Source organism: Priestia koreensis (genome assembly GCF_022646885.1).
Lineage (GTDB): Bacteria > Bacillota > Bacilli > Bacillales > Bacillaceae_H > Bacillus_AG > Bacillus_AG koreensis_A.
The window spans coordinates 134,253-155,931 of the sequence record NZ_CP061868.1 but is presented as its reverse complement, the minus strand read 5'-3'; the positions used below and the strand labels follow the sequence as shown (position 1 = coordinate 155,931).

The 21,679-nt window shown below is 40.3% G+C and carries 39 protein-coding genes; 1 reads left to right on the top strand and 38 read right to left on the bottom strand.

The annotated features are described in order from the left end of the window. Positions 1 to 46: 46 nt before the first annotated feature. Both IE339_RS00880 and IE339_RS00875 read right to left on the bottom strand, forming a co-directional pair. Complete coding sequence (locus tag IE339_RS00880) at positions 47 to 490, bottom strand: DUF2521 family protein (protein WP_242172788.1); 444 nt, start codon at positions 488 to 490, stop codon at positions 47 to 49. An 82-nt stretch (positions 491 to 572) separates the two neighbouring features. Further along, positions 573 to 1,040, bottom strand: coding sequence for a DinB family protein (locus IE339_RS00875; protein ID WP_242172785.1), 468 nt, complete (start codon positions 1,038 to 1,040; stop codon positions 573 to 575). Positions 1,041 to 1,144: 104 nt separating this feature from the next. Between IE339_RS00875 and IE339_RS00870 the strand changes: the two genes are divergently transcribed. Further along, positions 1,145 to 2,029, top strand: a complete 885-nt coding sequence (locus IE339_RS00870) for a metallophosphoesterase family protein (RefSeq protein ID WP_242172783.1) — start codon at positions 1,145 to 1,147, stop codon at positions 2,027 to 2,029. Positions 2,030 to 2,084: 55 nt separating this feature from the next. Here the strand turns inward: IE339_RS00870 and rpsI are convergent, their stop codons facing one another. The 36 genes from rpsI to rpsJ form a co-directional block, all read right to left on the bottom strand. Continuing rightward, the gene (rpsI, locus tag IE339_RS00865; RefSeq protein ID WP_053403311.1) at positions 2,085 to 2,477 is read right to left on the bottom strand and encodes a 30S ribosomal protein S9; all 393 of its coding nucleotides are present in this window, start codon (positions 2,475 to 2,477) and stop codon (positions 2,085 to 2,087) included. A gap of 21 nt (positions 2,478 to 2,498) precedes the next feature. Continuing rightward, positions 2,499 to 2,936, bottom strand: a complete 438-nt coding sequence (gene rplM, locus IE339_RS00860) for a 50S ribosomal protein L13 (RefSeq protein WP_053403310.1) — start codon at positions 2,934 to 2,936, stop codon at positions 2,499 to 2,501. A gap of 152 nt (positions 2,937 to 3,088) precedes the next feature. Further along, positions 3,089 to 3,832 (bottom strand): tRNA pseudouridine(38-40) synthase TruA, encoded by a 744-nt coding sequence (gene truA, locus IE339_RS00855; RefSeq protein ID WP_242172782.1) that lies wholly within the window; start codon positions 3,830 to 3,832, stop codon positions 3,089 to 3,091. 12 nt (positions 3,833 to 3,844) lie between these two features. Next, positions 3,845 to 4,645, bottom strand: coding sequence for an energy-coupling factor transporter transmembrane component T family protein (locus IE339_RS00850; protein WP_242172780.1), 801 nt, complete (start codon positions 4,643 to 4,645; stop codon positions 3,845 to 3,847). Continuing rightward, the gene (locus IE339_RS00845) at positions 4,638 to 5,510 is read right to left on the bottom strand and encodes an energy-coupling factor ABC transporter ATP-binding protein (RefSeq protein WP_242172777.1); all 873 of its coding nucleotides are present in this window, start codon (positions 5,508 to 5,510) and stop codon (positions 4,638 to 4,640) included. The genes IE339_RS00850 and IE339_RS00845 overlap by 8 nt, the downstream gene beginning before the upstream one ends. Next, positions 5,486 to 6,325 (bottom strand): energy-coupling factor ABC transporter ATP-binding protein, encoded by an 840-nt coding sequence (locus IE339_RS00840; RefSeq protein ID WP_242172774.1) that lies wholly within the window; start codon positions 6,323 to 6,325, stop codon positions 5,486 to 5,488. Before IE339_RS00840 ends, IE339_RS00845 begins: the two co-directional genes overlap by 25 nt. 266 nt (positions 6,326 to 6,591) lie before the next feature. Continuing rightward, positions 6,592 to 6,954, bottom strand: a complete 363-nt coding sequence (gene rplQ / locus IE339_RS00835; protein WP_053403305.1) for a 50S ribosomal protein L17 — start codon at positions 6,952 to 6,954, stop codon at positions 6,592 to 6,594. A gap of 45 nt (positions 6,955 to 6,999) precedes the next feature. Next, entirely contained in the window at positions 7,000 to 7,944 is a 945-nt protein-coding gene (locus IE339_RS00830) for a DNA-directed RNA polymerase subunit alpha (protein ID WP_053403304.1), read from the bottom strand. 183 nt (positions 7,945 to 8,127) lie between these two features. Next, positions 8,128 to 8,517 (bottom strand): 30S ribosomal protein S11, encoded by a 390-nt coding sequence (gene rpsK / locus IE339_RS00825; protein WP_053403303.1) that lies wholly within the window; start codon positions 8,515 to 8,517, stop codon positions 8,128 to 8,130. 25 nt (positions 8,518 to 8,542) lie between these two features. After that, positions 8,543 to 8,908: a 30S ribosomal protein S13 gene (rpsM, locus tag IE339_RS00820; RefSeq protein ID WP_053403302.1), complete on the bottom strand. Its 366-nt coding sequence runs from the start codon at positions 8,906 to 8,908 to the stop codon at positions 8,543 to 8,545. 34 nt (positions 8,909 to 8,942) lie between these two features. Continuing rightward, positions 8,943 to 9,056, bottom strand: a complete 114-nt coding sequence (rpmJ, locus tag IE339_RS00815; RefSeq protein WP_003156543.1) for a 50S ribosomal protein L36 — start codon at positions 9,054 to 9,056, stop codon at positions 8,943 to 8,945. Positions 9,057 to 9,093: 37 nt separating this feature from the next. Beyond that, complete coding sequence (gene infA / locus IE339_RS00810; protein WP_010285101.1) at positions 9,094 to 9,312, bottom strand: translation initiation factor IF-1; 219 nt, start codon at positions 9,310 to 9,312, stop codon at positions 9,094 to 9,096. A gap of 233 nt (positions 9,313 to 9,545) precedes the next feature. Next, a complete protein-coding gene (map, locus tag IE339_RS00805; protein WP_053403301.1) occupies positions 9,546 to 10,292 on the bottom strand; it encodes a type I methionyl aminopeptidase in 747 nt (248 codons plus the stop codon). Beyond that, positions 10,289 to 10,942 carry an adenylate kinase gene (locus tag IE339_RS00800; RefSeq protein WP_242172772.1) on the bottom strand — a complete coding sequence of 218 codons (654 nt, stop codon included), beginning with the start codon at positions 10,940 to 10,942 and terminating at the stop codon, positions 10,289 to 10,291. Before IE339_RS00800 ends, map begins: the two co-directional genes overlap by 4 nt. A gap of 62 nt (positions 10,943 to 11,004) precedes the next feature. Further along, positions 11,005 to 12,300 carry a preprotein translocase subunit SecY gene (gene secY, locus IE339_RS00795; protein ID WP_242172770.1) on the bottom strand — a complete coding sequence of 432 codons (1,296 nt, stop codon included), beginning with the start codon at positions 12,298 to 12,300 and terminating at the stop codon, positions 11,005 to 11,007. After that, on the bottom strand, positions 12,300 to 12,740 hold the full coding sequence (gene rplO, locus IE339_RS00790; RefSeq protein ID WP_053403298.1) for a 50S ribosomal protein L15: 441 nt from the start codon (positions 12,738 to 12,740) through the stop codon (positions 12,300 to 12,302). Before rplO ends, secY begins: the two co-directional genes overlap by 1 nt. A 31-nt stretch (positions 12,741 to 12,771) precedes the next feature. Continuing rightward, on the bottom strand, positions 12,772 to 12,954 hold the full coding sequence (rpmD, locus tag IE339_RS00785; RefSeq protein WP_053403297.1) for a 50S ribosomal protein L30: 183 nt from the start codon (positions 12,952 to 12,954) through the stop codon (positions 12,772 to 12,774). A gap of 13 nt (positions 12,955 to 12,967) precedes the next feature. Then, complete coding sequence (gene rpsE / locus IE339_RS00780) at positions 12,968 to 13,468, bottom strand: 30S ribosomal protein S5 (protein WP_242176068.1); 501 nt, start codon at positions 13,466 to 13,468, stop codon at positions 12,968 to 12,970. A 20-nt stretch (positions 13,469 to 13,488) separates the two neighbouring features. Further along, on the bottom strand, positions 13,489 to 13,851 hold the full coding sequence (gene rplR / locus IE339_RS00775) for a 50S ribosomal protein L18 (protein WP_053403295.1): 363 nt from the start codon (positions 13,849 to 13,851) through the stop codon (positions 13,489 to 13,491). 34 nt (positions 13,852 to 13,885) lie between these two features. Next, complete coding sequence (rplF, locus tag IE339_RS00770; RefSeq protein WP_242172768.1) at positions 13,886 to 14,425, bottom strand: 50S ribosomal protein L6; 540 nt, start codon at positions 14,423 to 14,425, stop codon at positions 13,886 to 13,888. A 30-nt stretch (positions 14,426 to 14,455) separates the two neighbouring features. Next, positions 14,456 to 14,854, bottom strand: coding sequence for a 30S ribosomal protein S8 (gene rpsH / locus IE339_RS00765; protein ID WP_053403293.1), 399 nt, complete (start codon positions 14,852 to 14,854; stop codon positions 14,456 to 14,458). Positions 14,855 to 14,884: 30 nt separating this feature from the next. Further along, a complete protein-coding gene (locus IE339_RS00760) occupies positions 14,885 to 15,070 on the bottom strand; it encodes a type Z 30S ribosomal protein S14 (RefSeq protein WP_025909738.1) in 186 nt (61 codons plus the stop codon). A gap of 33 nt (positions 15,071 to 15,103) precedes the next feature. Further along, a complete protein-coding gene (rplE, locus tag IE339_RS00755) occupies positions 15,104 to 15,643 on the bottom strand; it encodes a 50S ribosomal protein L5 (RefSeq protein ID WP_242176067.1) in 540 nt (179 codons plus the stop codon). A gap of 27 nt (positions 15,644 to 15,670) precedes the next feature. Beyond that, the gene (rplX, locus tag IE339_RS00750) at positions 15,671 to 15,982 is read right to left on the bottom strand and encodes a 50S ribosomal protein L24 (RefSeq protein ID WP_053403290.1); all 312 of its coding nucleotides are present in this window, start codon (positions 15,980 to 15,982) and stop codon (positions 15,671 to 15,673) included. A gap of 41 nt (positions 15,983 to 16,023) precedes the next feature. Beyond that, positions 16,024 to 16,392, bottom strand: a complete 369-nt coding sequence (rplN, locus tag IE339_RS00745) for a 50S ribosomal protein L14 (protein ID WP_053403289.1) — start codon at positions 16,390 to 16,392, stop codon at positions 16,024 to 16,026. 43 nt (positions 16,393 to 16,435) lie between these two features. Further along, positions 16,436 to 16,699 (bottom strand): 30S ribosomal protein S17, encoded by a 264-nt coding sequence (gene rpsQ / locus IE339_RS00740; RefSeq protein WP_053403288.1) that lies wholly within the window; start codon positions 16,697 to 16,699, stop codon positions 16,436 to 16,438. Positions 16,700 to 16,722: 23 nt separating this feature from the next. Further along, entirely contained in the window at positions 16,723 to 16,923 is a 201-nt protein-coding gene (gene rpmC, locus IE339_RS00735; RefSeq protein ID WP_053403287.1) for a 50S ribosomal protein L29, read from the bottom strand. After that, on the bottom strand, positions 16,913 to 17,347 hold the full coding sequence (rplP, locus tag IE339_RS00730) for a 50S ribosomal protein L16 (RefSeq protein WP_053403286.1): 435 nt from the start codon (positions 17,345 to 17,347) through the stop codon (positions 16,913 to 16,915). The genes rpmC and rplP overlap by 11 nt, the downstream gene beginning before the upstream one ends. Before the next feature lie 2 nt (positions 17,348 to 17,349). Further along, positions 17,350 to 18,006 carry a 30S ribosomal protein S3 gene (gene rpsC, locus IE339_RS00725; RefSeq protein ID WP_242172766.1) on the bottom strand — a complete coding sequence of 219 codons (657 nt, stop codon included), beginning with the start codon at positions 18,004 to 18,006 and terminating at the stop codon, positions 17,350 to 17,352. 3 nt (positions 18,007 to 18,009) lie between these two features. After that, a complete protein-coding gene (gene rplV, locus IE339_RS00720) occupies positions 18,010 to 18,351 on the bottom strand; it encodes a 50S ribosomal protein L22 (protein WP_053403284.1) in 342 nt (113 codons plus the stop codon). A 20-nt stretch (positions 18,352 to 18,371) separates the two neighbouring features. Continuing rightward, positions 18,372 to 18,650: a 30S ribosomal protein S19 gene (gene rpsS / locus IE339_RS00715; protein WP_242172764.1), complete on the bottom strand. Its 279-nt coding sequence runs from the start codon at positions 18,648 to 18,650 to the stop codon at positions 18,372 to 18,374. 57 nt (positions 18,651 to 18,707) lie between these two features. Beyond that, positions 18,708 to 19,538, bottom strand: a complete 831-nt coding sequence (rplB, locus tag IE339_RS00710; RefSeq protein WP_242172761.1) for a 50S ribosomal protein L2 — start codon at positions 19,536 to 19,538, stop codon at positions 18,708 to 18,710. Positions 19,539 to 19,564: 26 nt separating this feature from the next. Then, positions 19,565 to 19,852 carry a 50S ribosomal protein L23 gene (gene rplW / locus IE339_RS00705; protein WP_053403281.1) on the bottom strand — a complete coding sequence of 96 codons (288 nt, stop codon included), beginning with the start codon at positions 19,850 to 19,852 and terminating at the stop codon, positions 19,565 to 19,567. Continuing rightward, positions 19,852 to 20,475 carry a 50S ribosomal protein L4 gene (gene rplD / locus IE339_RS00700; protein WP_242172758.1) on the bottom strand — a complete coding sequence of 208 codons (624 nt, stop codon included), beginning with the start codon at positions 20,473 to 20,475 and terminating at the stop codon, positions 19,852 to 19,854. Before rplD ends, rplW begins: the two co-directional genes overlap by 1 nt. Positions 20,476 to 20,505: 30 nt before the next feature. Then, positions 20,506 to 21,135, bottom strand: a complete 630-nt coding sequence (gene rplC / locus IE339_RS00695) for a 50S ribosomal protein L3 (RefSeq protein WP_053403279.1) — start codon at positions 21,133 to 21,135, stop codon at positions 20,506 to 20,508. A gap of 39 nt (positions 21,136 to 21,174) precedes the next feature. After that, a complete protein-coding gene (gene rpsJ / locus IE339_RS00690; protein ID WP_061784777.1) occupies positions 21,175 to 21,483 on the bottom strand; it encodes a 30S ribosomal protein S10 in 309 nt (102 codons plus the stop codon). Positions 21,484 to 21,679: the final 196 nt, after the last annotated feature.

Here is a 21,679-nt window from a genome sequence, read left to right as displayed (position 1 = left end):
ACCTCTTTACTCTATATGGGACAACGAGAGGTTTTATGAATATTTTTTACTTGAGCCTAAGCAGATATCGCTTTTTCCCTTTATCGAATCCATCTCTCCACCATTCGTATACAAACCGCTCACAAGTGTAATAAATACCGTCCTGAGACATACTTGACTGACCTAAAGGTGACCAAAACGTAACATATTCATACAAAGCATCTGTTAAGAGTTTCTGTTCATCTAAGCACCTTTCGTTCACCGCTCGCTCTTCTTCTCCACGGTAACCAAAATGACTAAATCTCGCTCCCAAAAGAAACGATTCAATCGCGATGTCCATACACCCATCTTCTAACGTCGACACCTTATAATCCTTTCCAACGAAAAATGGCAAAAAGCTTTGCTTCACTCGATCTTTTAGTAACACAAGGGACAGTTCTCGTAAAACCTTTCGTTCGTATAACATCTGCTTTTCTCTTCGTTTTTGCTGCAAGGTATGACTAACCTTCATGATGCTACCCCCTTTTTTTACATATTTTCTGCACATGTAGTATTCTCATGCGCTAGAGGCAGCAACAAGAAGGTGGTAATTATTATGAACTATAAAGGACGTCTTTTATCTGATTAAAATGATGTTCATCATGTTTTAATAATCCGCTGAAATATGTTGCTAATAATAACGAGTTAGCTCCAAAGGAATACTCTCTATCCCAAACATACGGAGGTAAATGCTGAATAGCCTCTATTAGTTCCTCTCTCGTCTGAGTAAACCGTTGGATCACTTCCTCTTGAGTTTGAGAACGACTCATTTTGGCTGCCTCTTCATTAAACACTCCAACATGAGGAGCTGGTGGGAAAGGCTCATCACTCATTACATAAGGAAGTCTCTTTGCCACCACAAACTCATCCCAGTAAACGAGGTGGCCGATTACCTCAGCTACTGTCCATTTCCCTGATGAAACGGGGGTTTTCCACGCACTCTCTTTTATGACACTCAGTCCTCTAACCGTCCGAATAGTTTCTTTATAGTGCTCTATAATCAACCATTTGCTCTCTTTCATTACCCAATTACCCTCCCAAAACTCCCATCCTAAAGACAAGCGTACAAACCAAATATTCTTCCTCTCATACTGTATAGTACAGGCTTCCTGAAAGGAGAGAAAAAATGCCCACTTTAAATGAGTTAGCTTTTAAGCACCTACAAGAAGTTAATAGACACTTAGCTCATAAAGATCATTTTACTTTTGTCTTCCTAGGAGATTCTAGAAATACGGCGTCAAACCCTATTAATAAAAAAGTGTTAGATGATATTTTGGATCAAATTAATAAGCTTTCCGAAACACCTGCCTTTGTCTTACAAGGGGGAGATTTAGCTTATCAAGGTACAGTCTCTAACTTGAAACAATTTAGAAGTATTGTCGAGCATCATCCATTGGTTCGAAAAAAGAAAGTACCTTTTTTCGCGCTACCAGGAAATCACGAAGTATATTTACCAAACAATCAATATCAGTTCAGCTTACGAAATTTCCGTGAAATCATTGGAAGCACACGCTTTGTCATCTCCATTCCAAAATTTAAGTTTAATGTGTTAGGCATGAACAATGTGACGAGCTTAAAACCTGATGGGACAAAAATCCGTTACGGCTTTTCCAATAATGCAATAAACTTTATGGATGCTCAAATCCACAAAAACAAATACGGACGAACAGCGATCGCTTTTCATACTCCTCCGAACTTCGGCTGCTGGGCGGATCACGGGATGGATCAGAAGCAAACCGACCGCTTTTTGAAAAACGTCGTTGATCATCATACTAATCAAATTCCACTTGTTTTAGTGAACCATATCCATGCTTATAGCTTTAAGAAAAAAGATGGGGTTCCCTATATATTATCTGGAGGAGCAGGGGCACCGCTTGTTTCAAAGGAGAAGTACCCTTGTACAGATCCAGTGTTTAACTTTACTGTTTTTAAAGTAACCAAGCACTCTGTCACAGGAACGGTGTATAAGAAGAAGGGGAACCACTGGGGAAAATCAATTATCCATCTGTAACAAATAAAAAAAGACTCCCAACCAAAATGGTTGAGAGTCTTTTTGTACACCAAAATTAACGTTTTGAGAACTGAGGTGCACGACGAGCGCCTTTAAGACCGTATTTTTTACGTTCTTTCATACGAGCGTCACGAGTTAATAGACCAGCGCGTTTTAGAGTTGGACGGTATTCAGGATCTGCTTGTAATAAAGCACGAGCGATACCGTGACGAATAGCACCAGCTTGACCAGTGTATCCACCACCATCAACGTTTACTAGTACGTCATAGTTACCTACTGTTTCAGTTGCAACTAGTGGTTGTTTAACAACTTCTCTTAATGCAGCGAATGGAATGTATTTTTCGATTTCACGACCGTTGATTACGATGTTACCGTTACCAGGTACTAGACGTACACGAGCAACAGAACTCTTACGACGGCCAGTTCCGTAATATTGTACTTGTGCCAAGATTAAAACCTCCCTTTAAAATTATCCGCGAAGTTCGTAAACTTCTGGTTTTTGTGCTTGGTGGTTATGAGTGTCACCAGCGTATACATGTAATTTCTTGAACATTTGACGACCTAGGCTACCTTTTGGAAGCATACCTTTGATCGCTAGTTCAAGCATTTTTTCAGAGTAGTTAGTACGCATTTCTAATGCTGTACGTTGCTTTAAACCACCTGGATGTTGAGTATGACGGTAGTAAATTTTGTCAGTTAATTTTTTACCAGTCAATTCAATTTTAGATGCGTTAAGAATAATTACGTGATCACCAGTATCAACGTGTGGTGTGTAAGTTGGTTTATGTTTACCGCGTAAAAGTGTAGCAACTTCAGTTGCAAGACGACCTAAAGTTTTACCTTCAGCATCGACAACGAACCATTTGCGTTCTACTTCGTTTGCTTTCGCCATGAAAGTTGTGCGCATGAGTTTCCCTCCTAATTTCATTCATAATATCATTATTTCAACCTTATATTTCAACACGATTAATTTCCGGGGCTAACCGTGGGGTTAAAATACATACCATAGGATATATTATCTCTTTGTGATGGTAATGTCAAGAAGATGTTACACCAGGTTTAGTTGTCATAAGTTACTCTCCACAGATACAATCCATGGCCTGGGGCTGTTTTTCCAACATTTTCTCGTTTTTTCTGTTCTAAAATTTTTTTTACGTCTAGAGAATTGATCTTTCCTCTCCCTACTTCTAGCAACGTACCGACTAAAATACGAACCATGTTGTAGAGGAATCCACTTCCAACAAATCGGAAAATAAGCTCGTCATTCTCTTCAAAAAAATCAATCTCATAAATGGTGCGGACCTTATTTTCTTTGTCCGTCTTCATGGAACAAAAGCTCGTAAAATCATGCGTACCAATTAGATATTGCAGCGATTCTCTCATCTCTTCGTAATTCAAGGGGTACGGATAATGAAAGGCATACGCTCGACTAAACACATCGCGCTCTTTGGACCGTAAGACGCGATAACGATATTCCTTTGATGTAACGTCGTAGCGGGCATGAAAACCTTCACTTACCGCTTCTACTTCCTTGACGACTACGTCCATCGGAAGAGATGAATTTAGTGCTTGTATCCAATTTCTATTGGGAATAGCAAGAGGACTATCAAAATGAATAACCTGTCCATATGCATGTACGGTAGCATCCGTACGACCCGATGCTTGAATTTTAATCTCTGAGCCCTTGTGAATTCGTTTTAAAGCTTTTTCCACTTCTCCCTGGACGGTTCGTTGATCAGGCTGACTTTGAAAGCCAGCAAATAAGGTTCCGTCATATGAGATCGTGCATTTTATTCTGTTCATGTTACCTTCCACCTAAAAATACCGAATAACGATTAATAATAGCGTTACGACCAGCAAACTAACTAACATAATGGTATCGATAGCCTGCCACTGCAATTGCCTAAACTTCGTACGACCTTCTCCACCCTTATACCCTCTTGCTTCCATCGCAATAGAGAGCTCCTCTGCGCGTTTAAAGGCGCTTATGAACAGCGGGACAAGCAAAGGTACTACTGCCTTCATTCGGTCCTTAAACGGACCGCTAGAGATGTCTACACCTCTGGCCGTTTGAGCCTTCATAATTTTTTGGGTCTCATCAAGCAGTGTAGGGATGAATCGTAGCGAAATGGACATCATCAGCGCTAGTTCATGAACAGGAAAGCGCACCTTTTTAAGGGGGTTCAATAAGCTCTCCATCCCGTCTGTAACTTGAATAGGTGTTGTTGTTAGCGTTAAGAGTGTTGTAACACTAACTAAAAGGAAAAAGCGCAGCGAGATGTAAATACCTTGTCTTAACCCTTCTTCATAAATGGTTAGCCATCCCCATTTTAAGAGGACATCGCCTTCCTTGTTTAAAAAGATCTGGATTAAGAAAGTAAACACCGCAATAAAGACAACTGGTTTAAGTCCTTTTAAAAAATAAGAAAGTGGTACTCTACTCATAGCTACTAAAAGAGCGGTATAAAGTAATAAAAGTCCATAACCTGCTGTACTATTCGCTAAAAAGACAATAACAACGAAAAAGAAAACCAATAGTAGCTTAGCCCGAGGGTCCATCCTATGCAGAGGAGAATTACCTGGTACATAGCGTCCAATAATAACTGAATCAAGCATGGTGATCACCCTTTTGTGCTAAGCGTTTGATTTGCTCCACTGCCTCATCAAACGTGACTGCTTTATCTGATAATGGGATTCCGAGCTTTTGCTCTAGCTTCATCATAAACGCTAGTGGCTCTGGCACATCCAATCCAAACTGTGCTAATTCATCCTGACGATTAAATACGTCTTTCGGCGAACCCTTCATCACAATTGTACCTTGATTCATGACAACAACTTCATCTGCATAGGAGGCTGCATCCTCCATGCTATGAGTAACTAGAACGGTCGTCAGGTTCTTTTCTTTATGCAGCCTTGTAACAAGCCCCATAATTTCTTTACGACCTCTTGGATCAAGTCCTGCAGTAGGCTCGTCCAAGACAAGTACTTCCGGATCCATTGCTAAAATGCCGGCAATTGCGACACGTCTCATTTGTCCACCACTTAAATCAAATGGAGACTTCTCTAATACATCTAGTGGTAAACCTACTAGCTGGACCAATTCTTTTGCTCTTGCTTTCGCTTCTTCCAAAGACATACCAAAGTTGGTAGGTCCAAAGCAAATATCCTTTTCAACCGTTTCTTCAAAAAGCTGATGCTCTGGAAATTGAAACACCACGCCTACTCGCTTTCGAATATCTTTGAGATCCTTGTCTTTTTTCTTGGCGTGAATCGTACGTTCACCAATTTGAATAGATCCATCCGTAGGTTTTAATAAAGCATTTAAATGCTGAATAATCGTCGACTTTCCAGATCCAGTATGCCCAATAATTGCCACAAATTTACCCGACGGAATAGTGAAGTCTAAATCGTACAAGGCGATGCGTTCAAATGGTGTATTCGGCTGATATTTATGCTCTACATTTTTGAATATAATGTCCATAGTTCATTCACCAAATCCTCATGTGTTAAATGAAGGTTCTTTAGAGGGATTTTTGATTTTTGTAAGACTTGACTAAGCTGAATAGAAAACGGTAAATCCAGACCGATATCCGTTAAGGTTTGACCTAGTTGGAATACTTCGCTCGGTGTACCTTCTGCAAACTTTTGTCCATGGTTTAAGACGATTGCTCGGTCTGCCATTGCGACTTCATTTAAATCATGTGTAATGGAGATCACCGTAATTTGCTGCTCTTCCTTTAGCTTTCTTACCGTTTCTAAAACCTCTTGTCTTCCCTTTGGATCTAGCATAGAGGTTGCCTCGTCGAGGATAATAATTGAGGGTTGCACAGCAAGAACTCCAGCGATAGCTACACGCTGCTTCTGGCCACCGGATAAATGATGTGGCTCATGCTCACGGAATGCCTCCATATTTACAAGTTGAATCGCTTCCTCTATTCTCTCCCTCATTGTTTCAACAGGAACACCGTTGTTTTCCAGACCAAAGGCCATGTCGTCCAAAACGGTCGCCCCTACGAATTGGTTATCGGGATTCTGAAACACCATCCCGATTCGCTTGCGGATATCCCATATGGTTTCTTCCGTAAGAAGCAAGCCACCTACCTCTATCGTGCCAGACTCAGGCATTAATAAACCATTCAATAACTTAGCTAAAGTGGATTTCCCCGAGCCATTATGGCCTACAATGGCGAGCCATTCACCTTTAAAGGCAGAAAACGAAATATCATTAAGCGTCCATTCTTTCTCTTCTTCATAACGAAAGAATAAACTATTCACGTCTAAAATAACTTCAGACATAGCTATCCTCCTGTTCATACTAGACTTTCTCTTCTAGGAAACCTTCAAGTAGCATGGAATACTACAGCTTATCCTCATATATAGGCTCCGTGCAGTCCATTTCTTGAATAACACAGACTTTTTCCGCAGCCTGCTAATTCTTACTATGCTAAAAAGAGCGGTTCATCCAGCCGTAGCTGGATAAAACCTCCCTCTGTCGATAAAAATATACAAAAAAAGGGCTGAGACAAGTCCTAAACTGTCGCGCCCTTTTAGGAATACAAATATTAAACTAATTCAATGATAGCCATTGGAGCTCCGTCTCCACGACGAGGTCCAACTTTAAGAATACGAGTGTATCCGCCTTGGCGTTCCTCGTAACGAGTTGCGATGTCACTGAAAAGTTTTTGTAAAGCGTCTTGATTTGTCTCAGCGTTAGCCACTTCGTTACGAATGTAAGCAGCAGCTTGGCGGCGAGCGTGTAAATCTCCACGTTTACCTAAAGTGATCATTTTTTCTACAACAGAACGTAATTCTTTCGCACGTGTTTCAGTAGTTTCAATACGCTCGTTGATGATTAAGTCAGTAGTTAAATCACGAAGAAGTGCTTTACGTTGAGCACTTGTGCGACCTAATTTACGGTATCCCATTGAGGTCCCCTCCTTTGTAGATAGTCGTTCAAGCAGATTAGAAAATCAGTCGTCTTTGCGTAAGCCTAGACCTAATTCTTCTAATTTTGCTTTTACTTCCTCTAATGATTTACGTCCTAAGTTGCGGACTTTCATCATATCTTCTTCTGTTTTATTAGCAAGCTCTTGAACTGTATTAATACCAGCTCGTTTTAAGCAGTTATATGAACGGACAGAAAGATCAAGTTCTTCGATCGTCATTTCAAGGACTTTCTCTTTTTGATCTTCCTCTTTTTCGACCATGATTTCCGCTTTTTGAGCTTCATCTGTTAAGTTAACAAAAATATTTAGGTGTTCCGTTAAGATCTTAGCACCTAAAGCCACAGCTTTTTCAGGCTCAATACTACCATCAGTCCATACATCTAATGTAAGCTTATCGTAGTTAGTCATTTGACCAACACGCGTATTTTCTACATAGTAAGCTACACGAGTAATAGGAGTATAGATAGAATCGATTGGAATAACACCAATTGGTTGATCCTCACGTTTGTTTGAAACAGCAGGGTTATAACCACGACCTGGTCTAGCCGTCAATCTTACGCGTAGATGTGCATCTTTTTCAAGAGTAGCGATGTGAAGATCCGGGTTTAGAATTTCGACATCACTGTCTGCTTGAATGTCAGCAGCTGTAACAGCGCCTTGGCCTTGAATATCAATTTCTAGTGTTTTCTCGTCTTCAGAGTAAATCTTAAGAGCAAGCTTCTTGATGTTAAGGATGATATTTGTTACGTCCTCAACAACACCAGGGATTGTTGAAAATTCATGTAGGACACCATCAATTTGGATAGATGTCACAGCGGCACCAGGGAGTGAGGATAATAGGATACGACGTAAGGAGTTACCCAAAGTAGTTCCATATCCACGCTCAAGTGGTTCGACGACAAATTTACCGTACTTTCTATCATCGCTGATTTCTACCGTTTCGATTTTTGGCTTTTCAATCTCTATCATTTATAAACCCTCCTTCAAAACGTCGAAACCTCGGCTAGACAGTGATCAAGTTCTCTTGATCGTCTAACCGAAATTCCCTATTAGACAGTTCCCGAATGTGCACAACAAATGGAATAACAGTTTGTAATTAACTATTCTATACCATATCCATTATAGACAATAGTACAAAATCTATACCATTAATTACACACGACGACGTTTTGGTGGACGGCAACCGTTATGAGGTACTGGAGTAACGTCTTTAATAGCAGTTACTTCAAGACCTGCAGCTTGAAGTGCACGGATAGCAGCTTCGCGTCCTGCACCAGGGCCTTTAACAGTTACTTCTAGAGTTTTCATACCATTATCTTGAGATACTTTTGCTGCAGTTTCAGCTGCCATTTGTGCTGCGAATGGAGTAGATTTACGAGAACCTCTGAATCCAAGAGCACCAGCGCTTGACCAAGCAATAGCATTACCATGAACGTCTGTAATCGTTACGATTGTGTTGTTGAACGTTGAACGGATATGAGCAATACCACTTTCAATATTCTTTTTAACACGACGTTTACGAGTGTTAGTTTTGCGAGCCATTTACATTAACCTCCCTTACTAATGATTATTTCTTTTTGTTCGCTACAGTACGACGTGGACCTTTACGTGTACGAGCATTGTTTTTAGAGTTCTGACCACGAACTGGTAAACCACGACGGTGGCGGATACCACGGTATGAACCGATTTCGATTAAACGTTTGATGTTTAATGAAATTTCACGGCGAAGGTCACCTTCTACCTTGTAAGCATCCATAATATCACGGATTTTACCTAATTCTTCTTCTGTTAGATCGCGAACACGAGTATTTTCAGAAACTCCAGCTTCAGCTAGAACCTTTTGAGCTGTTTGGCGGCCAATACCATAAATATAAGTTAAAGAAATTACTACACGTTTGTCACGAGGAATATCTACACCAGCAATACGTGCCATTTAAGCGTGCACCTCCTTGTTATTATCGTTGTTATTAACCTTGTTTTTGTTTATGTTTAGGGTTTTCACAAATAACCATTACTTTCCCTTTTCTGCGGATAACTTTACACTTTTCGCAGATCGGTTTTACCGATGGTCTGACTTTCATTATTCATACCTCCTTGATCGTACGGAGTGCATAGGTTTTATTTGAATCGGTACGTAATTCTACCACGAGTTAAATCATATGGTGATAATTCAACAGTTACTTTGTCACCAGGTAAGATTCGGATGAAGTGCATACGAATTTTACCAGAAACGTGAGCCAGAACTGTATGACCATTTTCTAATTCTACCTTGAACATTGCATTTGGTAAAGTCTCAGCGACCGTACCTTCCACTTCAATTACATCGTCTTTCGCCATTAAATTGCTCTCCTTTCTATGGAACAAGTAGCAAGCTTTTTACTTTAACGCAGAGAACCTGTTCTGTACATTCGGAGATTCGTAATCATTAAATTCAAGATGAATAACGTTTTTATAAACATCTTTACCAAATTAGCAGCAATTCAGACGAAACGATCATCGTGAATTTAGATAATTACTTTCTACTGTCCTTATAACTAACGAAGATTCGATAGAGATTTAGACAACGTTGCTTATAGAGCTGTTAGAATCTCAAATCCAGACTCAGTGATTGCAATCGTATGCTCGAAGTGAGCACACATCTTACCGTCTACGGTAACGACTGTCCAGTCATCTGAAAGAGTTCTAACATAGCGTTTCCCGGCATTAACCATTGGCTCAATTGCCAATACCATACCTGGTCGCAAACGTGGACCTTGATTTGGTGGACCGTAGTGAGGAATCTGAGGATCCTCATGTAAATCCTGACCTACACCATGACCAACGTATTCTCTTACAACGGAAAAGTTATGAGCTTCTACGTAAGTTTGAATAGCGTGTGAAATATTAGACAAACGATCGCCTGGTTTAGCTTGCTCTAAACCTTTATAAAGCGATTGTTCTGTAACATCTAATAATCGCTGCGTTTCTTCATCCACGTTTCCTACTGCATATGTCCATGCAGAGTCACCGTGATAACCTTTGTAGCGAGCACCAATATCTATACTGATGATGTCACCCTCGTTTAATACTCGGTCACCTGGGATCCCGTGCACTAATTCTTCGTTGACCGAAGCACAAATGCTTCCGCGAAAACCATTATACCCTTTAAACGAAGGAAATGCATCATGTTTACGAATAAACTTCTCTGCAATTTCATCCAATTTCTTGGTTGTAATCCCCGGTTGAATGTGTTTCTTCAACTCCTGATGGGTTAGAGCCACAATACGACCAGCTTCACGCATGATCGCTAGTTCACGTGGAGTTTTGCAAATAATCATTTGCTTAATCCTCCAAGCAACTTACGAACATCTTCGAATACATCGTTAATGTCTTGTTGCCCGTTCACATTGCGTAGGTATCTTTTTTCTTCATAAAAGGCAAGGAGTGGTTTTGTTTGCTTCACGTTTACTTCTAAACGAGTTGCAACTGTTTCACTGTTATCATCGGCGCGTTGGTAAAGCTCGCCACCACACTTATCACATACACCCTCTTTTGCAGGAGGATTGAATACTAAGTGATAGGTTGCACCGCAATCTTTACAAATGCGTCGACCAGTCAAACGCTCCATAAGAACACTTTGATCTACATCAATGTTAATCACGTAATCAATTTTGCGTCCTAATTCTGCTAGCATTGTTTCAAGAGCATCTGCTTGAGCAACTGTTCTTGGAAAGCCGTCTAGTAAGAAGCCTTTTTCGCAATCATCTTTTGATAAACGCTCACGCACAATTCCGATCGTTACTTCATCCGGAACAAGTTCACCTTTATCAATGTATGATTTAGCTTCTAAACCTAATTCAGTGCCTTCCTTCATAGCAGCTCGGAACATGTCTCCTGTTGAGATATGAGGGATATCATAATTTTCAACAATGCGTTCTGCTTGGGTACCTTTACCTGCACCAGGAAGTCCCATTAAAACTAAGTTCATTTTATTGCCCCCTCAGTCTCTAATCAGTCTAATGGAAAGCACGTCGCTCCCCATTAAACCTTTTATTTAATGAACCCTCTATAATGACGTTTTACAAGCTGGCTTTCCAGCTGTTTCATCGTTTCAAGGGCCACCCCTATTACGATCAGTAAGCTTGTTCCGCCAATCTGTGCAGATTGAGGCAAGTTAGCGACCTTAATAAAGATAACAGGAAGAACCGCAATGACTGCTAAAAAGATCGATCCAACAAGTGTGAGTCGATATAACAATTTAGTTAAGTACTCTTGCGTACTTTTTCCTGGTCGAATACCTGGGATATAACCGCCTTGCTTCTTCAAATTATCAGCCACTTGCTCAGGGTTAACCTGAACGAAGGTATAGAAATAAGAGAAAGCAATAATAAGTACTATATAAACAATCATACCTATTGGCTGCGTATAATCAAAGGTCTTCTCTATCCATCTCGTTACATCATTTGAGCCAAAAAATGATGCAATCGTTCTTGGAGTAACAACAAATGAAATTGCGAAGATAACCGGGATAACACCAGCAGCATTTACTTTTAACGGTAAATGAGTGGATTGCCCGCCACTTACTGTAGTAGGACCTGCAGCTCGTTTCGCATATTGAATGGGAATCTTACGTAACGCTTGTTGGAAGTAAATAACCCCAACTACAATTGCAAGAATAGCCACCGCAATGATTACTACCTTCACAATACTTAAAAACAACTGGTCCCCAACATCTTCAAATTGTTGCGCGTAAATTTGGTTGATAGTCGTCGGAATTCCTGCCGCAATCCCAGCAAAGATGATAATGGAAATGCCGTTCCCTACACCTTTAGCCGTAATCTGCTCACCTAGCCATACTAAAAACGCAGTACCTGCTGTTAATACTACAGCGATCAGTAGATACGTTGAAATTCCGGGATTTTGAATGAGCTGTCCATTGGTCATATTATTAAAACCTATAGACATACCCAAAGCTTGGATAAATCCAAGCACAATTGTTCCATAACGAGTTAACTGAGTTAATTTACGGCGTCCAACTTCACCTTGTTTGGACCATTCTGTAAATTTAGGTACAACATCCATCTGTAGCAACTGCATAATGATGGATGCTGTGATGTATGGCATGATACCCATTGCAAGAATGGAGAAATTCTTAAGGGCACCGCCACCAAACGTATTTAGTACACCAAACACGTTCAGCTCATCTTGGACTCTTAGCACATCAGTATTTACGCTAGGTACGGGTATAAACGTACCGATACGAAAAATGATGAGCATTACCAGTGTGAAAAGAATTTTATTTCTTATATCACGCACGCGCATAAAATTGGAGATTGTTTGAAACATTAGATCACCTCAGTTGTACCGCCTGCAGCTTCGATAGCTTCTTTAGCAGTAGAGGAGAATTTAGCCGCTTTAATAGTTAGCTTTTTGTTTAAAGAACCTTGGCCAAGAATTTTAACACCTGATTTTACGTTGCTTACTAGACCAGTTTCAACTAATAATTCTGGTGTTACTTCTGTACCGTCTTCAAAGCGATTTAAAGCATCTAAGTTCACGATTGCGAATTCTTTACGGTTAATGTTTGTGAAACCGCGTTTAGGTAGACGACGGAATAAAGGAGTTTGACCACCTTCAAATCCAAGTCTTACGCCACCGCCAGAACGAGCGTTTTGACCTTTGTGACCTTTACCTGCAGTTTTACCATTACCTGATCCGATACCACGTCCAACACGATTACGTGTTTTACGAGAACCTTCAGCTGGTTGTAGCTCATGAAGTTTCATCCGGAGCACCTCCTTATGGTAGCATTTTATATTATTGTTCTTCGACTTTCACTAAGTGAGAAACTTTGTTAATCATTCCACGGATAGCTGCATTGTCTGCATGCACAACTGTTTGATTAACTTTCTTCAGACCAAGTGTGCGAACAGTTACACGTTGATCTTCCGGGCGACCAATCACGCTGCGAGTGAGGGTAATTGCTAATTTGTTTGCCATTCTTTTTCCCTCCTTATCCTAACAGTTCTTCTACAGTCTTACCACGTAGTTTTGCAACATCTTCAGCACGTTTAAGTTCTTTTAAACCTTCGATAGTAGCTCGAACCATGTTAACTGGAGTGTTAGAGCCTAAAGATTTAGAAAGAATGTCACTTACACCTGCTAATTCTAATACAGCACGTACAGGACCACCAGCGATAACACCAGTACCTTCAGAAGCAGGTTTTAAGAAAATTTCACCTGCACCAAATTGACCTAAGATCTCATGTGGAATTGTAGTTCCAACCATTGGTACAGTCACAAGATTTTTCTTAGCATCTTCGATAGCTTTACGGATAGCATCTGGTACTTCTTGTGCTTTACCAGTACCGAAACCTACATGACCGTTTTTGTCACCAACGACAACTAATGCAGCAAAGCGGAAACGACGTCCACCTTTAACAACTTTAGCTACGCGGTTAACCGTAACTACGCGTTCTTCAAGTTCTAATTTATTTGGATCAACACGACGCATCATTTTCCCTCCTTTTACCATTAAAATTCTAGACCGGCTTCACGAGCAGCGTCAGCAAGAGCTTTTATACGACCATGGTATAAATAACCTCCGCGATCAAAGACAACTTCTTTGATACCTTTTTCGCTAGCGCGTTTTGCAACTAGTTCTCCGACCTTTGTAGCAGCATCAACGTTATTAGTAATCACATCTGCTAAATCTTTATCAAGTGTAGAAGCACTTGCGATAGTAACTGAGTTTACATCGTCAATGATTTGAGCATAAATGTGCTTGTTTGAACGAAAAACGTTTAAACGAGGACGTACAGCTGTTCCAGAAAGTTTAGCACGTACACGACCGTGTCTTTTGATACGAACTTTATTTTTGTCAAGTTTCGTGATCATCTGGGTCACTCCTTTCTTTATACCTTAAGCGGCATTATTTCTTAGCAGTTTTACCTTCTTTACGACGAACACGTTCGCCTTCGTAACGGATCCCTTTACCTTTGTAAGGTTCTGGAGCACGTACAGCGCGAATGTTAGCAGCTAGAGCACCAACGCGTTCTTTATCAATACCTTTGATAACGATTTTTGTTTGGCTAGGAACTTCGATTTCGATTCCTTGCTCTGGTACGATCTCAACTGGGTGAGAGTAACCTACGCTTAATACTAGTTTGTCACCAGATTTTTGCGCACGGTAACCTACACCGACTAATTCTAGTCCACGCTCATAACCACTAGTAACACCTTCAACCATGTTACCTAATAAACTACGAGTAGTTCCGTGAAGTGCACGGTGATCTTTGTTGTCGCTAGGACGATTTACAGTTAATACGTTCTCTTCAAGTTTAATTTCCATGTCTGGGTGGAATGTACGAGTCAATTCACCCTTTGGGCCCTTTACAGTTACAACGTTGTTTTCGTTAGTAACTGTAACACCTGCTGGAATTTCTAAAGTCTTTTTACCAACACGTGACATAACTACACCTCCATTCGTATTACAAGTTAATTACCAAACGTATGCTAGTACTTCTCCACCAGCTTGTTTTTGACGAGCTTCTTTGTCAGTTAACACACCTTGTGAAGTAGAAACAATAGCAATACCTAAACCGTTAAGTACACGTGGTACTTCATTAGATTTTGCGTAAACGCGTAAACCAGGTTTACTGATACGTTTAAGACCAGTGATTACACGCTCATTGCTGTTACCATATTTAAGGAAGATACGGATGATACCTTGTTTATCATCTTCGATGTATTCTACATCGCGTACGAAACCTTCACGTTTAAGGATTTCAGCAATTTGCTTTTTGATGTTTGATGCTGGAATTTCAAGTTTCTCATGACGAACCATGTTCGCATTACGAATACGAGTCAGCATATCTGCAATAGGATCTGTCATTACCATATTATTTTACCTCCTTCCCAATCTGGGTTTTTACCAACTAGCTTTTTTAACACCAGGAATTTGACCTTTATAAGCAAGTTCACGGAAACAAATACGGCAAAGCTTAAATTTGCGTAGTACTGAATGTGGACGTCCGCAACGTTCGCAACGTGTGTATTCTTGTACTTTAAATTTTTGTTGGCGTTTTTGTTTCGCAATCATCGATTTCTTAGCCACGTTTTCGCCTCCTCTGCGTATGGTTGGCAGTTATTACTTCTGGAATGGCATACCGAATTGAGTTAATAGTTCGCGAGACTCTTCATCAGTATTCGCAGTAGTAACGATAACGATATCCATACCACGAACTTTTGATACTTTATCATAGTCGATTTCAGGGAAAATTAGTTGTTCTTTAACACCTAGAGTATAGTTTCCACGACCGTCGAAAGACTTCTTAGATACACCACGGAAGTCACGTACACGTGGAAGTGAAACTGATACTAATTTGTCAAAGAATTCATACATACGCTCTCCGCGTAATGTAACTTTCGCACCGATAGGCATACCTTCACGAAGACGGAAGCCAGCGATTGACTTTTTCGCACGAGTTACAACCGGTTTTTGACCAGTGATTTGTCCTAACTCCTCAACAGCGTTATCTAACGCTTTAGAGTTTTGTACTGCATCACCGATACCCATGTTAATAACGATTTTTTCTAACTTTGGAACTTCCATTACAGAACTATAGTTAAATTTGCTCACTAGAGCTGGAGTAATTTCTTTTTGAAATTTTTCCTTAAGGCGGTTCATCATAGTACCTCCCTTCACACTTTAATATTATTTATCTAAAATTTCACCAGATTTTTTTGCTACACGTACCTTCTTGCCATCTTCTAGTTTGAAGCCAACACGAGTTGGTTCACCAGTTTTAGGATCCAATGGCATTACGTTTGATACATGGATAGGTGCTTCTTGACTGTTGATTCCACCTTGTGGGTTAAGTTGAGATGGCTTAGAATGTTTTTTTACGATATTCACGCCTTCTACAAGCACGCGTTGCTTCTTAGGAAAAGCAGCAAGAACTACGCCTTGTTTACCTTTATCTTTACCCGTGATAACCATTACTTTGTCACCTTTTTTAACATGCATCCTCTTCGCACCTCCTTAAAGGCTCATAAGTATTATTTCTATTAGATAACTTCTGGAGCTAAAGATACAATCTTCATAAAGTTGCTATCACGTAGTTCACGAGCAACCGGTCCGAAAATACGAGTACCACGTGGGGACTTGTCGTCACGGATGATTACACAAGCATTTTCATCAAAACGGATGTAAGAACCATCTTGACGACGAACGCCGCGTTTTGTACGAACTACAACAGCTTTAACAACGTCACCTTTTTTAACAACGCCTCCTGGTGTTGCTTGTTTTACCGTACAAACAATAACATCACCAATATTAGCTGTCTTACGTCCTGAACCACCTAATACTTTAATCGTAAGTACTTCACGAGCACCAGAGTTGTCAGCAACTTTTAAACGAGATTCTTGTTGAATCATACACGAAACCTCCCTTCGGATAAAACATAATCCGATCTATAAATTAGATAATAACCGCTTTTTCCACTACTTCTACTAGACGGAAACGTTTAGTAGCCGATAATGGGCGAGTTTCCATGATTTTTACGATATCGCCAACTTTAGCAGTATTATTCTCGTCATGAGCTTTAAACTTCTTAGAGTATTTTACGCGCTTACCGTAAAGAGAATGTTTCTTATAGGTTTCTACAAGAACAGTGACCGTTTTGTCCATTTTGTCTGAAACTACACGCCCAGAATAGACCTTGCGTTGGTTGCGTTCACTCATTCTGAAAACCTCCTCTCGATCAATTATTTATTAGCAGCGATCTCTCTTTGACGAATAACAGTTTTCATACGAGCGATCGACTTACGTACTTCACGAATACGTGCAGTGTTCTCTAATTGGCCAGTAGCTAACTGGAAACGAAGATTAAATAACTCTTCTTTTAGAGCTTTTACTTTTTGTTCGATTTCCGCAGTGGTAAGATCACGAATTTCATTAGCTTTCATTAGATTCACCACCAATTTCTTCACGTTTTACGAATTTACATTTAACTGGTAATTTGTGAGCAGCTAAGCGTAAAGCTTCACGAGCAACTTCTTCAGAAACACCCGCGATTTCGAACATTACTTTACCAGGCTTAACAACTGCTACCCAACCTTCTGGAGCACCCTTACCGGAACCCATGCGCACCTCTAGAGGTTTTGCAGTGTATGATTTAGATGGGAAGATTTTAATCCAGACTTTACCGCCACGTTTCATGTAACGAGTCATTGCGATACGAGCAGCTTCGATTTGACGGTTTGTAATCCAAGAAGCATCTTGAGCTTGTAAACCATATTCACCGAAATGTACTTCTGTACCACCCTTAGCACGACCGCGCATTTTCCCACGGTGTTCGCGACGATATTTAACGCGTTTAGGCATCAACATGATTAATTTCCTCCTTCCTCATTTTTCTTTTTAGTAGGAAGAACCTCTCCACGGTAGATCCATACTTTAACACCGATTTTACCGTAAGTAGTATCTGCTTCAGCAGTACCGTAGTCAATATCAGCACGTAATGTATGAAGTGGAACTGTACCTTCACTATAGCTTTCACCACGAGCAATATCAGCTCCGCCAAGACGACCAGAAGTCATCGTTTTAATACCTTGTGCACCAGCACGCATTGAGCGTTGAATAGCTTGCTTTTGAGCACGGCGGAATGAAACGCGGTTTTCTAATTGACGAGCGATGTTTTCAGCTACTAATTTAGCGTCAAGATCTGCTCTCTTAATTTCAAGAATGTTAATGTGTACACGTTTGCCTGTTAGTTGGTTAAGAGCTTTACGAAGTGCTTCAACTTCAGTACCACCTTTACCAATTACCATACCAGGTTTCGCAGTGTGAATAGTCACATTTAAACGGTTAGCAGCACGTTCGATTTCTACTTTAGAAACAGACGCATCATGTAAGCGTTTTGTGATGTACTCACGTACTTTTAAGTCTTCATGTAATAAATCAGCATAGTCTTTTTCAGCGTACCATTTTGATTCCCAATCACGAATCACACCGATACGCAAACCGATTGGATTTACCTTTTGACCCATTGATTATCCCTCCTTCTTTTCTGATACCACGATTGTGATGTGGCTAGTACGTTTATTGATTTGGCTAGCGCGTCCCATAGCACGTGGACGGAAACGTTTCAAAGTAGGACCTTCGTTAACGTAAGCGTCTGTGATAACTAGGTTATTCGCATCCATTTCGTAGTTGTGTTCTGCATTAGCGATCGCAGATTTTAATACTTTTTCTACAATTGGAGAAGCAGCCTTTGGCGTTAAGTTAAGGATTGCCACTGCCTCACCTACTTGCTTACCTCGAATTAAATCTACAACTAGACGAACTTTACGAGGAGCAATACGAACTGTTCTTGCAACAGCTTTAGCTTGCATTTAAATGCCTCCTCTCTTAATTAGCGTTTTGTTTTCTTATCGTCACTTGCATGACCTTTGTAAGTACGTGATGGTGCAAATTCACCAAGCTTGTGACCTACCATATCTTCTGTAACGAATACCGGTACATGTTTACGACCATCGTAAACTGCGATAGTGTGACCGATGAATTGAGGGAAAATTGTTGAACGACGAGACCAAGTTTTGATAACTTGTTTGCCCTCAGTTTCATTTAACTTCTCAACTTTGTTCATTAAATGACTATCGACAAAAGGCCCTTTTTTTAAGCTGCGTCCCATAAGTGAACCTCCCTTCGTGATCGCTCTACGGTTCGTATGAACCGTAGCTCAATCCCGTTATTTTTTACGACGACGAACGATAAATTTATCGGATTTGTTTTTCTTCTTACGAGTTTTGTAACCAAGAGTTGGTTTACCCCAAGGTGACATAGGTGATTTACGTCCGATAGGTGAGCGTCCTTCACCACCACCGTGTGGATGATCGTTAGGGTTCATTACAGAACCACGAACTGTTGGACGAATGCCTAACCAGCGTGAACGACCGGCTTTACCGATGTTGATAAGTTCGTGCTGTTCGTTACCTACTTGACCGATTGTTGCACGGCAAGTTGCTAGAATCATGCGTACTTCGCCAGAAGTTAAACGTACTAATACGTATTTACCTTCTTTACCAAGTACTTGTGCAGAAGTACCAGCAGAACGTACTAATTGTCCACCTTTACCAGGCTTAAGTTCGATGTTATGAATAACAGAACCTACTGGAATATTAGCAAGTGGTAATGCGTTACCTACTTTAATGTCTGCTTCTGTACCTGACATGATTTCCATTCCAACTACTAAGTTTTTAGGAGCTAGGATGTAACGTTTTTCACCATCAGCATAGTTAATTAATGCGATGTTTGCAGAACGGTTTGGATCGTACTCGATTGTAGCAACGCGACCTGGTATTCCATCTTTGTCACGTTTAAAATCGATTACACGATATTGACGTTTGTGTCCGCCACCTTGATGACGTACAGTTAATTTACCTTGGTTATTACGACCACCTTTTTTGTGTAAAGGTGCTAGTAATGATTTCTCTGGTTGGTTCGTTGTGATCTCAGCAAAGTCAGATACTGACATACCACGACGACCGTTAGAGGTTGGTTTATATTTTTTAATCGCCATTTGGGTTTCCCTCCTTCTCTTTAGAATTAAGCTTCAAAGATTTCGATTTCTTTGCTGTCAGCAGTTAAAGTAACAACCGCTTTACGACGACGATTTGTAAGACCGCTGTAGCGACCTACGCGTTTGAATTTACCTTTGTAGTTCATAACGTTAACTTTTTCAACTTTTACGTCAAAGATTTTTTCGATAGCATCTTTAACCTCAGTTTTATTAGCTCTTACGTCAACTTCAAAAGTGTATTTTTTATCAACCATGATATCAGTTGAACGTTCAGTGATAACGGGGCGCTTAATAATATCACGAGGATCTTTCATTATGCAAGCACCTCCTCTACTTTTTCAACCGCTTCTTTAGTAATTACAACTTTGTCATGGTTTACTAGGTCTAATACGCTTAAACCATTAGCTGCAACTACAGTTACTCCAGGGATGTTACGTGCAGATAGAGCAACGTTTTCGCTTAAGTCAGCAGTTACCACTAAAGCTTTGCGGTCTACTGATAAGTTTTTAAGTACTGCTACCATTTCTTTTGTTTTAGGAGCATCGAAAGATAACCCTTCAACAACTACGAAGCTGTTGTCTAATACTTTAGAAGATAGAGCAGATTTGATTGCTAAGCGACGAACTTTTTTAGGAAGTTTGTAGCTGTAGCTTCTTGGAACTGGTCCGAATACGGTACCACCGCCACGCCATTGTGGAGAACGGATAGATCCTTGACGAGCACGTCCAGTACCTTTTTGACGCCATGGTTTACGGCCACCGCCTCGTACTTCAGAACGCGTTTTAACTTTATGAGTACCTTGACGCAAAGATGCTCTTTGCATTAATACTGCTTCAAACATTACATGTTTGTTTGGTTCAATACCGAAAACGGAAGCGTTAAGTTCGATTTCTCCAACGTTTTTACCGTTTTGGTTAAACAATGCTACTTTTGGCATTGGTTGTTTCCTCCTTTCCTAAAAAGATAATTATTTAGATTTAACCGCACCTTTAACAACTACTAAAGCTTTTTTAGGGCCCGGTACATTACCTTTTACTAATAGAAGATTGCGTTCTGTATCAACCTTAACGATTGCTAAGTTTTGAACAGTTACGCGCTCAGATCCCATGTGTCCAGGAAGTAATTTCCCTTTGAATACACGGTTTGGAGCAACTGGTCCCATAGAACCAGGACGACGATGGTAACGTGATCCGTGAGCCATTGGTCCACGAGATTGTCCGTGGCGTTTAATAGCACCTTGGAAACCTTTACCTTTTGATACACCTGTTACATCGATAATATCGCCTTCTGCGAAAATATCAACTTTGACTTCTTGACCAACTTCATAATCAGCAGCATTTACATCGCGGATTTCACGGATGAAGCGCTTAGGAGCAGTGTTCGCTTTAGCAACATGTCCTTTTGCTGGTTTGTTAGCTAATTTCTCACGTTTATCATCAAATCCTAATTGGATTGCTTCATAACCGTCAGTTTCAGCTGTTTTCTTTTGAAGTACTACGTTAGGAGCAGCTTCAATTACAGTTACAGGAATTAAGTTACCGTTCTCAGCGAATACTTGAGTCATACCGATTTTTCTTCCTAAGATTCCTTTGGTCATAAGTCACACCTCCTATAATAAATTGTTTTTTTATTTCAATTAAAGTTTGATTTCGATATCTACACCAGACGGTAAGTCTAGACGCATTAATGAATCAACAGTTTGTGGTGTTGGATTCACGATGTCGATTAAGCGTTTATGAGTACGCATTTCGAATTGCTCACGAGAATCTTTGTATTTATGCACCGCACGAAGAATCGTGTAAACTGATTTTTCAGTTGGTAACGGAATTGGACCCGATACAGTAGCACCAGAACGTTTAGCCGTTTCAACGATTTTTTCAGCAGATTGATCTAAAATTCTGTGATCATAAGCTTTCAAACGAATACGAATCTTTTCTTTTGCCATTATTTTCCCTCCTTTTTCGCCTACTTTAAAAATAGACATACTCTGTGAAAATTTCCCACACACGCGCCATGGCAAAGCGGCCGGGTGTGTCGGCAACCTCTCACATCATCGCAGTCAAAGACCAACATTAATATTATACTAAAGTTGGGCTATTGATGCAAGTAGAATTTAAAATTCTTTTGTCTTGCACACTTTT